General features: G+C 43.0%; 10 protein-coding genes and 1 pseudogene. 9 read left to right on the plus strand and 2 right to left on the minus strand.

Annotated elements, in window-relative coordinates; translation table 11 throughout:
* Nucleotides 1-266: pseudogene (locus I1A59_RS09500) on the plus strand (hypothetical protein); the annotation flags it as partial.
* 124 nt (nucleotides 267-390) lie between these two features.
* Here I1A59_RS09500 and I1A59_RS00005 read toward each other — a convergent pair.
* Nucleotides 391-1,020, minus strand: a complete 630-nt coding sequence (locus I1A59_RS00005; RefSeq protein WP_196090779.1) for a TetR/AcrR family transcriptional regulator — start codon at nucleotides 1,018-1,020, stop codon at nucleotides 391-393.
* 206 nt (nucleotides 1,021-1,226) lie between these two features.
* Here I1A59_RS00005 and I1A59_RS00010 point away from each other — a divergent pair, with 206 nt between their 5' ends.
* From I1A59_RS00010 to I1A59_RS00045, 8 genes are all read left to right on the plus strand, one after another.
* Nucleotides 1,227-2,591 (plus strand): DUF1958 domain-containing protein, encoded by a 1,365-nt coding sequence (locus tag I1A59_RS00010; RefSeq protein ID WP_196090780.1) that lies wholly within the window; start codon nucleotides 1,227-1,229, stop codon nucleotides 2,589-2,591.
* 823 nt (nucleotides 2,592-3,414) lie between these two features.
* Nucleotides 3,415-4,581, plus strand: coding sequence for an MFS transporter (locus I1A59_RS00015; RefSeq protein WP_196090781.1), 1,167 nt, complete (start codon nucleotides 3,415-3,417; stop codon nucleotides 4,579-4,581).
* Between the two features lie 30 nt (nucleotides 4,582-4,611).
* The gene (locus I1A59_RS00020; RefSeq protein WP_196090782.1) at nucleotides 4,612-5,586 is read left to right on the plus strand and encodes a competence protein CoiA family protein; all 975 of its coding nucleotides are present in this window, start codon (nucleotides 4,612-4,614) and stop codon (nucleotides 5,584-5,586) included.
* On the plus strand, nucleotides 5,583-7,385 hold the full coding sequence (gene pepF, locus I1A59_RS00025; protein WP_196090783.1) for an oligoendopeptidase F: 1,803 nt from the start codon (nucleotides 5,583-5,585) through the stop codon (nucleotides 7,383-7,385). Before I1A59_RS00020 ends, pepF begins: the two co-directional genes overlap by 4 nt.
* The gene (locus tag I1A59_RS00030; RefSeq protein ID WP_196090784.1) at nucleotides 7,385-8,104 is read left to right on the plus strand and encodes an O-methyltransferase; all 720 of its coding nucleotides are present in this window, start codon (nucleotides 7,385-7,387) and stop codon (nucleotides 8,102-8,104) included. The genes pepF and I1A59_RS00030 overlap by 1 nt, the downstream gene beginning before the upstream one ends.
* Before the next feature lie 66 nt (nucleotides 8,105-8,170).
* Complete coding sequence (locus tag I1A59_RS00035; protein ID WP_196090785.1) at nucleotides 8,171-9,112, plus strand: peptidylprolyl isomerase; 942 nt, start codon at nucleotides 8,171-8,173, stop codon at nucleotides 9,110-9,112.
* Nucleotides 9,113-9,348: 236 nt separating this feature from the next.
* Complete coding sequence (gene alaS, locus I1A59_RS00040) at nucleotides 9,349-11,967, plus strand: alanine--tRNA ligase (protein WP_196090786.1); 2,619 nt, start codon at nucleotides 9,349-9,351, stop codon at nucleotides 11,965-11,967.
* A gap of 676 nt (nucleotides 11,968-12,643) precedes the next feature.
* Nucleotides 12,644-13,357: a type II CAAX endopeptidase family protein gene (locus I1A59_RS00045; protein WP_196090787.1), complete on the plus strand. Its 714-nt coding sequence runs from the start codon at nucleotides 12,644-12,646 to the stop codon at nucleotides 13,355-13,357.
* 66 nt (nucleotides 13,358-13,423) lie between these two features.
* On the opposite strand, the gene nrdF is transcribed toward I1A59_RS00045, so the two are convergent.
* Nucleotides 13,424-14,383: a class 1b ribonucleoside-diphosphate reductase subunit beta gene (gene nrdF, locus I1A59_RS00050; RefSeq protein WP_196090788.1), complete on the minus strand. Its 960-nt coding sequence runs from the start codon at nucleotides 14,381-14,383 to the stop codon at nucleotides 13,424-13,426.
* Nucleotides 14,384-14,388 lie beyond the last annotated feature (5 nt).

Genomic DNA, 14,388 nt, shown 5'->3' on the forward strand with positions numbered 1-14,388 from the left:
ATGAAAGTGCTGGTATTAAAAAATCCTCGCGAATAACGCAAGGAAATAAATACTTAAAACATGCCTTAACGATCTCGGGTATGATAGCAGGACACTCCAAAGATCCAGCTTTCTCATCTTTATACAATAGAGTTTCCCAAAGAGGAAGTAAGATGAAGGCTGTTATCGCTTGTGCTCATAAGATACTAAGAATTGTCTACAAACTTTTGAAAACACATCAAACTTATGAAGCAGCAAGAGCATTAGGGATGCGGCAACATCCTTAAGACATTTTTAAATATGTTCACCTTAAGTATAACACAGATAGTGTTTTTTTGCGCTTTTTTACTGTGTTATTTTCAAATAAAAGACTATAACACATTCAGATTTTGAAATGTAATGAGTATGAGTTTATAGATCACGAACCATTTTATAGAGCATGTCCGAATAAAAAGAAACGGTGTCGGCGGATGAGATAGGACCAAAGAAATCCAAGTTTTTTTCTTGATAGATTTGGGCGAAAAAACCAAAATTGGAGATTGTGGTGATTAAGAGATAGAACTGGTGCACAGCCTTTAAAATATCGACCTGATTGGCCGAGGGAAACTGCTGTTGGAAAATAAAAGCCAATGATTCAAAGAAAGGAACGACCTCTATCTGTAGCTGCATGGCTTCTTCATCCGTTTGATGACACTGAATACTTGTGAAAGGGATGGATAAGAGCTTTATGAAGAGAGGGTGTTCTACTACCAGTGCAATGAGCTCCTGGCAAAATAATGGGAGCTCTTTTGCTTCCTTAAAGTGATGGAGAGAAGCATCCGCAAATTTCAAGCCTTCTTCCTTTAGCAATTGTAGAAAAAGGGCATCCTTCGATGGAAAGTAGGTGTAGAAGGAGGGACGTGAAATATCCAATTGTTTAGCTAGACTGACCAAGGAAATCTGGTCATAGGATTTGACCAGAAAGAGCTTGCGTGCAGCACTGAGTATGTCTTTATAGCGTTGCTCAATGGCTTCTTGTGATCGGGCACGTTTCTGTGTCATAGTGGTATCTTTCTAACTTCTTTTACTTAAGTTTACCATACTTTAGCAAAAATGTAAGCCCTTTTGAAGACTTTTGGTTTTATTGGGAAATAAAAAATAGGAAATGCCTAAAAATCAACTTGTTAGACGTTTTCATAAAATGACTTCCTAGGAAGCGACTCAAAAGTATGATAGAATAAAAGAGATTGAAACAAAGGAGATGACAGATGAAAAAACTTGGAGTCCTCTTAATGGCAGCCTTATTGGCTACAACTCCACTTGCAGCCTCCGCTGACGAGCTTATGGACATCACGCGCGAAATGTATCCGGAAGTTCTGGATATTCATCGTCCAAAATCGTCCATCATTGTGGATTCAAAAACTGGGGATGTGGTATGGGAAGATAATGCTGACCTGGTTCGAGATCCAGCTAGTATGAGTAAACTGATGACTCTATACCTGGTTTTCGAAGCCCTGGACAAAGGAGAAATTTCCAAAGAGGATGTGGTGACCGCAACCCCACGGGAACAAGCGATAGCAGGTCTCTATGCGATCTCTAATAATAAGATTGTTGCCGGAGTAGACTATACCGTTGATGAGCTGATTACCATGACCGCCATCCCTTCCTCCAACGTAACAACCGTTATGTTGGCAGACCTTCTCTCGAATGGCGATCCAGATGTTTTCCTGGATAAAATGAATGAAACCTCACAAAAACTGGGCATGACCAATACCCGATGGTACAATGCCAGTGGAGCAGCGGCAGTCAGCTTTAGTGGCTATTATACTCCGCAAAAGTATGATAACACGCAGGCCAATCAGACCACCGCACGGGATATGGCTATTCTTGGTGTCAATTTTGTGAACAAGTACCCAGATATCTTAAACTATACCAAAGCTCCAGTGGTTACTGTTAAAGAAGGGACGCCTTATGAAGAAACCTTCGAAACTTACAACTATTCAGTTGAAGGGGCCCTTTATGGGATGGAAGGTGTTGACGGGTTGAAGACAGGTTCTAGTCCTAAAGGGGCCTTTAACTATATTGCGACTGGTGAGCGTAAAGGAGAGCGCTTTGTTGAATTGATTATGGGAGTTGGGGACTGGGCAGATCAAGACGGAGAATATTATCGACACCCATTTGGAAATGCCCTCTTAGAAAAAGCCTTCGCAGATTACGAATATAAGAAAATTTTCGATAAGGGCTTGGTTGAAGTAGATGGCCAGAAATACAAGGTTGACCAGGACGTATATGCGACGGTTAAGAAGGGTTCAACTCCAAGTGTTCAAGTCAAGAATGATGTCTTGACAGTAGAAAATGGTTTAAGCCCTATCAATGAACAATTAGATGTGACCTATAAGGTAACAAAAGATAATTCCTTCTTTGCCTCAGCTCAAAAGGCCGACGGCCAAACTAAAAGCAATCGGGAGAATAGTTTGCTCGTATCACTTCTAGACAACTATCAATGGTTACTTCTGATTCCGATCTTCTTGCTCTTGGCATTGATTCTACTCTTGATTCGTCTCTTCTTCACCAATACGGGTACAAAGGAAAAGAAAAAATCCAAGAAAAGAGATAAAAAAACAATCAAATAGGTATTTTATAGTCTTTTAGTTTACTTTTAGTACAAGGCAGCGAGTCGTAGACAGTACTGAAGTACGGCAAGACGAGCTAACACAGTAATAAAAGATAAACTAAAAGACTATACCAAATGGTTGCAGGAACAAAGAGGCGGGTCCCAGATACCTGACCTCTTTCTTTCGTTGAGTGTATACTCTTGCCCAGGCCCTGGGTCTTGGCGTTGACTGATTTGTATTCATGACATTTCAATATCTGAATGTGTTAATCTTCTTAGCCGAACTTATTGATTGCGTGCTTTGCACGCCTAATTGATAAGATTCAACAGGTCTCCCAGACCTGTTGAATCTATCTTCATCGGATTGAAGGCAAGTGATGCTTGCTTTATTACCTATAAATGAGGCTGTGAGACAAGTCCCAACCTTCCTATTTTAGTTAGTGGAATAACTTTTGCGTAGTGGTTGATTCGCTCAAACAGCTAAAAGGCTGTTTGAGGTAGCAAATAACAATTGTTCGCCTTTATTAAGAGAACATTTCATGTTCTCTAATCCAGATACTCAAAGAGTCAATTCCTGACTCTTTGACCTCCGAAAACAACCTCATTAACTGTGCGGAGGTGGAACTACGAACTAATTCGAATAAAATTAGTACTGTCCCACTCTCATTCGTTTCAGATTTCGAACTGTTTCGAGTATCACTGTACCATTCAAAATTTGCAGATAGTTTAAACCCTTCGATTCAGGCTTTGGATTGTATGACTATGCAGAATTTGAAATCCAATTGGTATAGGAAACAAAGGGGGAGTAATCGCTTCCTCGACTTTTGTGTGATTGAAAGGAGTTGCTGGTGGAACGTTCTGCCTCTTTATATTTTCGTTATTTTTTGATGTACACTTTTTTTTACCTGTCCTGGGCTCTTTTTTCAGCTATCTTATCGATCTACATGTTGGACTTAGGTTATTCGGCTAGTCAGGTTTCTTTGGTCGTTTCGGTATCCTTCCTGACATCGGTCCTTTCTCAACCTGTCCTGGGCTATCTCAATGACCGTCTGGGGATCAAACCTGTGACGCTAGCTGGTTTAGGATTGGCTTTAGCCGGTGGTATTATTTTTCTCTTATCTAAGCATCTTTGGGGATTGGTTTTAGGGTATAGTCTGGCTATAATGATGATTAATGGAATTAATCCGGTAATGGATCTCCTAGCTGCCCGTTCACCTTATAAGTATGGATCTATTCGCGTCTGGGGAACCATTGGCTATGCGACAGGTACTCAGATGGCGGGGATTCTCTACCAAATGATTCATCCCCAGGCCATCTATGTGACTTTTCTAGGAACCTTAGTCTTGTCCATTATTGGAGTTTTGGGTCTGCCCTTTAGTGAGGAAACAGCCCCTGTTAAGGAAAAGCAAGAAGAATCTTTTATGAACGATATCCTTAAAAATCGCCCCTATCTTCTTGCCTTGATGATCATTGCTCTTTTTTCAGGAGTGGCCAATGTCGGACACACCTACATTCCCGCTATGTTAGAAGCGAGTGGACTTAGTGTCAGTCAAGCTTCAACAGTGGTCTCACTAGCGGTAATCTGCGAAGCCCCCCTTATTTTTTATTCTTATCTTTTCATGGATCGCTATCCTAGCAAGATTTTGATTCTATTTCCCATTTTTTTCATGACCTTGCAATTTGTTTTCTTTGGGCTCGCCGCTCCAATCCCTCTCAAAATCTTTGGAACACTGCTAGCTAAACATGCGGCCAATATGACCTTGATTATGCTGACTCTAAAATTGGTCAACAATCTGGTTGGCCCACGGTTTGTAATGACAGGAATGGCCTTGATACAAACCGCCAAAAGCTTGCTCTCGATTTTGGTTCAGACCTGGGCCGGTTGGTTGATTGATACCTCTGGTTATGAAAGTATGTCCTGGTTCATGGTTGGCCTCCTACTGATCGTCTTGCTCATGGTTCCCTTTCTTCATGTGGATGAATCTAAAAGTGAACATTTATTCTCCTAATTTCGAATAAGAATGTAAGGAGGAAAGAGCATGTTTCAAGCCATAGATAGCAAGGGAAACTTCCATCATTTACTGATTAATCCTCTCCCCAATGGAGAGGAATTTTTTTGTCCTGAATGCCAGCAAAAATTGGTCTTAAAGGGTGGCGGACGCCTGCGGCGGCATTTTGCCCACCCTGCTGGCCAATCCTGTTTTTACCAAGGATTGAACGAGGGGGCTGAACACCTCGAGCTCAAGGCCCTTTTATTTGAATGGGCTCAGAAGACGGAGTCCGTTCAAGTAGAAGTAGGGCATCCACAAGCAGGAATAGTGACTGACCTGCTTTTGTCAGGGAATCTAGGCTTGGAAATTCAGTGTAGCCCACTGAGTCAGGAAGAGTGTATTCGTCGGACGTTGACCTATCGGAAGCAGGGGATTTCTTTGGTCTGGCTTTTGGGGTCGCGACATTTTATAAGGGGGCGATTGACAGGTCTCCAAGCAGATTGTCTGCAGTTTAGTCCCGCTTGTGGCTATTTTTTCTGGAATGTGGACAAGGAGAAGCGAGAGTTGGTCCTGCATTACTTGCTCCACCAGGATTTGCATGGGAGCTGTCAGGGATTGGTGAGGGTTTTTCCATTTTTTCAGGGAAGTTTACGAGAGGTGCTGCGTTGGCCCTATCAGCAACGCTGTCTGTTCTCTTTTAAGGGACGTCTAGACATGTCCTTCCCTAGCTATTTGGCCAAGCAATTACGTTACCGCAATCCTTTTTGGATGAAGAAGCAAGTTGAGGCCTATCAAGTAGGACAGAATCTGCTTACTCTTCCTGTAGAAGCTTGGTATCCACAAGTGATTCCGGTAAAAAGGGGCTGGGAATTGCCAGGGATAACAGAATTGGAGAGGTCCTATGGGGATTTGTTTGCAGCTTTTTATGATCAGTGTCAGCAAAGGCAGAAGCAAGTTGTCTATTCTCCTTTTTATTACCGGCAAGATTGTGATAAAATAGGGACGTTGGAGGATTTTATATGAGTAACGAACGAAAAGATATAAATGAAAAATACACCTGGGATTTGACCAGCGTTTTTGCAGATGATATGGCTTGGCGGGAAGAGTTTGCTGCCTTGGATGCGGATATTTCGGCTGCAGCCAATTATGAAGGTCACCTCTTAGACTCTGCGCAGAGCTTATTGGAGATTACAGAGGTACAGTTGGGACTGATGCGTCGCTTGGAAAAACTTTATGTGTATGCATCCATGAAGCAGGATGAGGATACCCGCCAAGCAGCCTATCAGGAGTTATACTCTCAAATTAATGGCCTCTATGCACGGTATGGTCAGACCTTCGCCTTTTATGAGCCTGAATTTTTGGTTATTACTGAGGAGCAACTCGAACATTTTATGAAAGAAGAGCTGGGGCTCGAACTGTATCGTCATTACTTTGAGCGCTTATTGGTTCAAAAGGAGCATGTTCTTAGCCCTAAGGAAGAAGCGCTTTTGGCTGGGGCTTCTGAAATCTTTGGGGCTGCGAGCGAAACCTTCTCTATCTTGGACAATGCGGACTTAGAACTGCCGTTTATTGAAGGTGAAAATGGGGAAGCGGTGCAGTTAACCCACGGTAACTTTATTCATTTTATGGAATCTGATAATAGACGCGTACGAAAAGATGCCTATGAGGCGATGTACGCCGTCTACGAGCAGTTCCAACACACCTATGCTAAAACCTTGCAAACCACTGTCAAGGTTCATAATTACCAGGCACAAGTTCGGAAATTTGATTCTGCGCGTCAAGCTGCCTTGGCCGCAAACTTTATTCCAGAATCGGTTTATGATACCCTACTTGCGGCCGTGAATCGCCATCTACCATTGCTTCACCGCTATGTAGATTTGAAAGCGCGCATTCTCGGCATTCAAGATCTAAAGATGTATGATCTGTATACCCCGCTGAGCCGCAACACCTTGACTTTCACTTATGAAGAAGCTTTGGAAAAATCGAAAGAGGTATTAGCAGTGCTCGGTGACGACTATCTGGCTAAAGTAGAAGCAGCCTTTTCCGATCGTTGGATTGATGTCTACGAAAATAAGGGGAAACGGTCTGGAGCCTATTCTGGTGGATCCTATGATACCAAAGCTTATATGCTTTTGAACTGGCAAGATAATCTGGATAATCTCTTTACTTTGGTACACGAGACTGGACATTCCATGCATTCTAGTTACAGTCGCGAAAGTCAACCTTATGTTTATGGGGATTATTCAATTTTCTTGGCAGAGATTGCCTCCACCACCAATGAGAATATCTTGACTGAGAAATTACTGGCTTCCGTGGAAGACAAGCAAAGTCGTTTTGCCATTCTGAATCATTACTTGGATGGCTTCCGTGGTACGGTCTTCCGTCAAACGCAGTTTGCGGAGTTTGAACAAAAAATCCACCAAGCAGATCAAGAAGGGCAGGTTCTAACTAGCGACTTCCTTAATAATTTGTATGCGGAATTGAATGCCAAGTATTATGGTCTCGCTGCTGAAGAAAATCCACAGATTCAATATGAGTGGGGACGGATTCCACATTTTTACTACAACTATTATGTCTTCCAATATGCAACTGGTTTTGCGGCGGCGTCTGCATTGGCGGATAAGATTGTACATGGCACCGATGCGGACCGGGAAGCTTACATTCATTACTTGAAGGCCGGCAATTCGGACTATCCTTTGGCTGTTATCGCGAAAGCAGGTGTGGATATGGAAGCGGAAGATTACCTCAATGATGCTTTTGCGGTCTTTGAACGTCGCTTGGATGAGTTGGAAAGCTTGGCCAAAGAATTGGGGATGCTGTAATGGTTGAGACCTATTCCAAACATTCCAATCCCAATATGCGCCGACCGGTGGTTCAAGAGGGAATCGTGGACTTCATGCGGAGTCAGAATCAAGGCTTACCGGATTTCCTTCGGGAATTGCAGGATTTTGCTGAACGCGAGAACATTCCTATTATTCCCAAGGAAACTGTTGCCTTTTTCCGATTATTTTTACAGAGTATCGCTCCTCGTTCCATTCTAGAGGTTGGGACAGCCATTGGTTTTTCTGCTCTCATGATGGCTGAGACTCTGCCGAAAAGTCAAATTACCACCATTGACCGCAACCCTGAGATGATTGGCCTTGCAAAAGAAAATTTTGCCCGCTATGAGGAAGGGAAACGTATTCGCCTCCTAGAAGGAGAAGCTCAGGAGTGGCTACAAAACTTGACGGGTGAGCAGTTTGATTTGATTTTCGTCGATTCTGCTAAGTCCAAATACGTTGTCTTTCTACCTGATCTACTCAATTTGCTACCCAAAGGCGGTATCTTAATCTTTGACGATGTTTTCCAAGGGGGCGATATCACCAAGGATTTAGCAGATATTCGACGTGGCCAACGGGCGATTTATCGAGGTCTCCACAAACTATTTGATGCAGTAGACAGCCATCCTGATTTGACGGTTTCCTATTTGCCTCTTGGGGACGGTCTACTTCTAGTAAAAAAAGAAGCAGAACAGGTGGTTTTTCCACAAGAATCCACCTAATTTAGCTGTTTTTAAGCCAAGTTATGATATACTAAGAAAGTTATTGTATAAAGGAGTGATTCAAGCATGAAAAAAATCAAGATTGGAGTAGTGACGCTTCTATCTGTAGTGGCTCTAGCTGCCTGTGCGCGTGAGACCGATAACAACACAGATGTCATTACCATGAGAGGCAATACCATTACGGTTGCTGAATATTATGATAAGGTGAAGAATGACACCCAAGCTCAACAAGTCCTCTTGACCATGACTATCAATGAGATCCTTGACGAAAAATACGGGGATAAAGTGACAGACGAAGAGGTGACAGAAGAGTATAATAAGAGTCTTCAAGCCTATGGTGACCGTTTTCAACAAGTCTTGGCTCAGGAAGGGATGACGCCTGATACCTACCGTGAGCAGATTCGAACCAATAAATTGGTAGAGTACGCGGTTAATGAAGCGGCAAAAAGTGAGCTAACTGACGAAAACTATCAGGCTGCTTACGAAAAATACACCCCTGAGGTAACGGCCCAAGTGATTCGTATGACGGATGAAAACAAAGCCAAAGAAGTTGCGGAAAAGGCTAAAAATGGAGATGACTTTGCCCAGTTGGCTAAAGATAATTCCAATGACGAGGAAACCAAGGACAAAGGAGGCGAGATGAAATTTGACTCAGCCTCTACTGCCCTACCGAATGAAGTCAAAACGGCTGCCTTTGCTTTGGATAACAATGGTGTTTCAGACGTGATTAAGGTGACTAACAATAGCACCTTAACGACAAGCTACTACGTCATCAAAGTTACCAACAAGACCCAGAAGAAGGACAATTGGAAAGATTACCAGAAACAATTGGAGAGCATCATCTTAGCTGAAAAACGTTCGGATCGTGCCTTTATCCAAAGTGTAGTTGGTAAGGAGATGGAAGAAGCCAATATCAAGGTTAAAGACCCAGCCTTCCAAAATGCCTTCTCTCAATACATGAATGCGACTGGTGAGGCAGCTGCAAGTTCCAGTTCTGAAGATAAGTAGTTGACAAACAGGCTACTTGGAGTATAATGAATGTATCAAGAATAGATAAAACAGGCAACTTTGCAGAGAAGTAGCGGTTGGTGTAAGCTACTAGTTGGGTCTTATCTTGCTACTTGAGAGATTTTTGGAATAAAGCAATGAGGATGACAAGTTCATCGAAGGAAGGTGGTACCGCGTTGAGACGCCCTTCGTCGATTGAGCTTGTCTTTTTCATTGAAAATAGAAGGAGAATATTAATGAGATATATGACCAGTGCTGAAATTCGCAAGATGTGGTTGGATTTTTGGGCTTCAAAAGGTCACGCTATCGAGCCATCAGCGAATCTGGTTCCGGTAAATGACCCAACACTTTTATGGATTAACTCAGGTGTTGCAACCTTGAAAAAATATTTTGATGGATCTGTGATTCCTGATAATCCACGGATCACCAATGCTCAAAAATCGATTCGGACCAATGATATTGAAAATGTAGGGAAAACGGCTCGTCACCACACCATGTTTGAAATGTTAGGAAATTTCTCCATTGGAGACTATTTCCGTGATGAAGCCATTACATGGGCTTGGGAACTCTTGACCAGTCCAGAATGGTTTGCCTTTCCTAAGGACAAACTTTATATGACTTATTATCCAGATGACAAAGATTCCTACAACCGGTGGATTGAAGTAGGGGTTGAGCCAGATCATTTGGTCCCAATTGAGGATAATTTCTGGGAAATTGGTGCAGGGCCTTCTGGTCCAGATACAGAGATTTTCTTCGACCGTGGAGAAGATTTTGATCCAGATAAGGTCGGACTTCGTCTTTTGGCGGAAGATATTGAAAATGACCGTTATATTGAAATTTGGAATATTGTTCTCTCCCAATTTAATGCAGATCCAAGTGTCCCACGGAGTGAGTACAAGGAATTGCCTCACAAGAACATTGATACGGGAGCTGGTCTTGAACGCTTGGTTGCTGTGATGCAAGGAGCTAAAACCAACTTTGAGACAGATTTGTTTATGCCAATCATCAATGAAGTTGAAGCTTTGTCCGGTAAGACGTATGATCCAGATGGCGATAACATGAGTTTCAAGGTGATTGCAGACCATATCCGTTCTCTAGCCTTTGCGATTGGAGATGGAGCCTTGCCTGGAAATGAAGGGCGTGGATATGTCCTCCGTCGCTTACTTCGTCGAGCTGCTCGTCATGGACAAAAACTTGGAATCCATGAACCATTTATGTACCGCTTGGTGCCAACGGTTGGTCAAATCATGGAATCCTATTACCCTGAAGTGCTTGAAAAACAAGATTTTATCCAGAAGATTGTTAAAAATGAAGAGGAATCCTTTGCTCGTACGTTGACAGCGGGTCAAGCCTATGCGGATGAGATTGTCGCTGAGATGGAAAAAGCAGGGGAGACCGTTATTTCTGGGCAAGCTGCCTTTAAACTCTACGACACTTATGGTTTCCCAGTCGAATTAACCGAAGAAATCGCAGAGGAACGTGGTTGGACCGTTGATAAAGAAGGCTTTGATCAGGAGATGAAGGCTCAACAAGAACGGGCACGGGCCTCTGTGGTGAAAGGCACTTCAATGGGAAGTCAAAATGAGACTTTGCAGGCCCTAACAGTTCCAAGTAAATTCTTATACGATGCTCAAGAAGCGGATGCTCGCTTGGTAGCCTTGGTCCAAGAAGATGCTGAAGTGGACAGTGTTGTATCAGGTGAAGCCTATCTGATTTTTGAGCAGACCCCCTTCTATGCTGAGATGGGTGGTCAGGTTGCAGACCATGGTCAGATTTTAGATGAGAATGGACAAGTTCTTGCTCAAGTTGTGGATGTGCAGAAGGCTCCGAATGGTCAACCGCTTCACAAGGTTGAAGTTCTGGCACCGTTGAGCAAGGAGGTCACCTATCATTTGGTTCTGGATAAAGATCGTCGCCGTCGTGTGATGCAAAACCATACGGCAACCCACCTGCTTCATGCAGCTCTTCATGATGTCCTAGGTAAACACGCGACCCAAGCTGGTTCCTTAAATGAAAAAGATTTCCTCCGCTTTGACTTTACTCATTTTGAAGCAGTGAAGCCAGAGGAATTGGCGCAAATCGAAGCAGATGTCAATATTAAAATTAATGAGGCCTTGGCAGTTGAAACGGTTGAGACAGATATTGACACCGCTAAAGAGATGGGAGCTATGGCCCTCTTTGGTGAAAAATATGGCAAAGATGTGCGCGTGGTTTCTATCGGTGATTACTCAGTTGAGCTTTGTGGAGGTACTCACGTTGGCAATACCTCCGAAATTGGTCTTTTCCGAATTCTAAAAGAAGAAGGGATTGGTTCAGGAACTCGTCGTATTGTAGCTGTAACAGGTCGCGAGGCCTATAACTCTTATCGTGAAGAAGCGAAATTACTGCAAGCGTTGGCTCGTCAAGTGAAAGCGCCACAAGTTGGTGATGTCCCAGCTAAAGTTGAGGCCCTTCAAGAACAAGCCCGTCAATTGCAAAAAGAAAATCGGGAATTGAAAGAAAAAGCTGCTGCAGCAGCATCTGGCCAAATTTTCCAAGATGTGGCAGAAGCTCATGGTCTTCGTTATATTGCCAAGCAAGTTGAAGTTGATGATGCAGGAGCACTCCGCACCTTCGCCGATACTTGGAAACAAGGAGACTACTCTGATGTTCTTGTTCTAACTGCTGCAATTGGAGACAAGGTTAATGTCTTGGTTGCTAGCCGTTCAAAAGATGTTCATGCAGGTAACTTGATCAAAGAACTAGCTCCAATCGTAGCTGGTCGTGGTGGTGGTAAACCAGATATGGCCATGGCTGGAGGTAGTGATCAAGCAGCTATTCACAAGCTCTTAGAGGCTGTTTCAGATCATCTATAAGCTTGGGGATCGCTTTCGAGAGTAGATTGAAGCTGGGAGGAACTCCATAAGTATACTCTTTTAGTTTATCTTTTATTACTGTGTTAGCTCGTCTTGCCGTACTTTAGTACTGCCTGCGACTCGCTGCCTTGTACTAAAAGCAAACTAAAAGACTATAATACTTGAAATAGTTTGAAATCTGAAACGAATGAGAGTGGGACAGAACAATTTTCGAAAAAAATTGTTCGTAGTCCCACTTCCGCACAGTTGATTAGGTTATTTTCGGAGATCAAAGAGTCAGGAATTGACTCTTTGAGTATCTGGATAAGAGAACATGAAATGTTCTCTCAATAACAGCGAACAATTGTTATTTGCTTCGCAAATCCTATCTGCTACCTCAAACAACCTTTTAGCTGTTTGAGCAAATCAACCACTGCGTCAAAGTTATTCCACTAACTAAAATAGGAAGGTTGAGACTTTTGTCCCACCCTCCTTCAATCCGATGAAGATCGTTCAACAGGTCGGGGAGGCCTGTTGAATCTTATCGATAAGGCGTGCAAAGCACGCAATCAATAAGTTCGGCGAAGAGGATTCACGCATTCAGATTTTGAAATGGAATGAGTATAAGCCAGCTTGGGGGACTCCTCCCTTCCTTCTCCCTGTTATTTACAGACTTTTCTAGGTGAGGTCGTTATCGATGGTAAAAATTTTAAAATGGTTGGGTCGTATTCTGATCTGGTTCTTTATGATTCAAGTAGTCGGTGCTCTCAATGCATTGCCCATGCTCTTAGGTCTTGAGGGAGTGAATTATCCGACCAGTATGCAGTGGATTCAGGTCTTTGTCTATTTGATTCTCATATTTGCTGTGGTTTTTGGAATCACCCGTTGGGTATTTCGAGTGGATCCGACCGCTCCACAACAAGCAGACTTTGGAAGAGAAGAGTGGAAGTATCTCTTTAAGAATTGGGGCATCTTGCTGATTTCCAATCTTGCATTTCAATTCGTGCGCACTTTAATCGGACTGAATCAACCCGTGGAAAATCAGCAACTAATCGTTGATTCTGTCTCTGCCCTGCAGGATGTTGGGCGTCCTTATTTAACTGCTACAGTAATCTCCTTGGCCTTTATAGGTCCAGTCCTGGAAGAATTTGTGTTCCGAGGTCTTGGTACACGCTATGTCTTTAAGGGGTGGTCTCCAGGGATTAGTGCCATCCTTGTTTCAATGGCCTTTGGCGCGATGCACATTCCGGATTTTTCAAGCTGGGCCGTACTTCTTGACTGGATTTTCTATTCTTGGATGGGTTACCTTTTCCATCGAGCCATGGAGCGGCGTAACAATATTTGGGATGCGGTTTGGTTACACATGCTCAATAATGCTATTGCTTCACTAGCTATTTTGTTCCTTATGTAGTAGAGGAGAGGGACCGACTATCAAAAAACCTTCAAGTCAATCATTGACTTGAAGGTTTTTTAGGGTCTATAATCCATAAAGGTAGTCATTGTCTTCCATGGCTTCAACCTCTCCAAGAAGGTAACCGTTTCCGACTTGGCTGAAGAAGTCATGGTTGGAAGTTCCTGTAGAAATTCCATTCATAATGATAGGGTTGACATCATCCGCTGTATCTGGGAAGAGGGGATCCTGCCCTAAGTTCATAAGGGCTTTATTAGCGTTGTAACGGAGGAAGACTAAAACTTCCTCGGTCCAGCCTACTGTATCGTAAAGAGAGCGTGTATAAGCTTCCTCATTCTCATAGAGGGTGTAGAGGAGGTCATACATCCAGTTTTTGAAGTTCTCTTGCTCGCCATCTGTTAACTCTTTAAAACCTAACTGGAATTTGTAGCCGATATAGGTTCCGTGAACAGATTCATCTCGAATAATCAATTTAATGATTTCGGCTACATTGGCGAGTTTGTTGTTTCCCAAGTAGTAGAGGGGAGTGAAAAATCCTGAATAGAAGAGGAAAGTTTCCAAGAAAACACTGGCAACTTTTTTCTCAAGTGCTGTTCCGTTTTCATAGATTTTGTTAATGATTTCCGCCTTCTTTTGAAGGTAGGGATTGGTATTGGTCCATTCGAAGATTTCTTCAATTTCTGCTTTTGTATTTAAAGTTGAGAAGATAGATGAGTAAGATTTGGCGTGAACAGATTCCATAAATTGGATATTGTTATAGACTGCTTCCTCGTGAGGAGTCCGGACGTCCTGGCGGAGAGCTTCAATACCGGCTTCAGACTGCATGGTATCGAGGAGGGTTAGCCCGCCAAAAACTTTTCCAACTAGATCTTTTTCTTGAGTTGATAATTTCCGCCAATCATCTAAGTCGTTTGAGAGGGGAATCCGGGTATCAAGCCAGAATTGCTCGGTTAACTTTTCCCAAGTGGATTTGTCGATCACATCCTCGATGTTATTCCAGTTTATGGCTTCGTAATATGTTTCCATGGTGA

It is taken from the genome of Streptococcus sp. NLN76 (assembly GCF_015686645.1).
In the GTDB taxonomy this organism is placed as follows: Bacteria; Bacillota; Bacilli; order Lactobacillales; family Streptococcaceae; genus Streptococcus.

Coding starts and splice junctions, on each gene's coding strand:
- I1A59_RS00045 (WP_196090787.1), top strand. CDS start 12,644: ATGGTAAAAATTTTAAAATGGTTGGGTCGTATTCTGATCTGGTTCTTT.
- I1A59_RS00035 (WP_196090785.1), top strand. CDS start 8,171: ATGAAAAAAATCAAGATTGGAGTAGTGACGCTTCTATCTGTAGTGGCT.
- I1A59_RS00030 (WP_196090784.1), top strand. CDS start 7,385: ATGGTTGAGACCTATTCCAAACATTCCAATCCCAATATGCGCCGACCG.
- nrdF (WP_196090788.1), bottom strand. CDS start 14,383: ATGGAAACATATTACGAAGCCATAAACTGGAATAACATCGAGGATGTG.
- pepF (WP_196090783.1), top strand. CDS start 5,583: ATGAGTAACGAACGAAAAGATATAAATGAAAAATACACCTGGGATTTG.
- I1A59_RS00020 (WP_196090782.1), top strand. CDS start 4,612: ATGTTTCAAGCCATAGATAGCAAGGGAAACTTCCATCATTTACTGATT.
- I1A59_RS00005 (WP_196090779.1), bottom strand. CDS start 1,020: ATGACACAGAAACGTGCCCGATCACAAGAAGCCATTGAGCAACGCTAT.
- alaS (WP_196090786.1), top strand. CDS start 9,349: ATGAGATATATGACCAGTGCTGAAATTCGCAAGATGTGGTTGGATTTT.
- I1A59_RS00010 (WP_196090780.1), top strand. CDS start 1,227: ATGAAAAAACTTGGAGTCCTCTTAATGGCAGCCTTATTGGCTACAACT.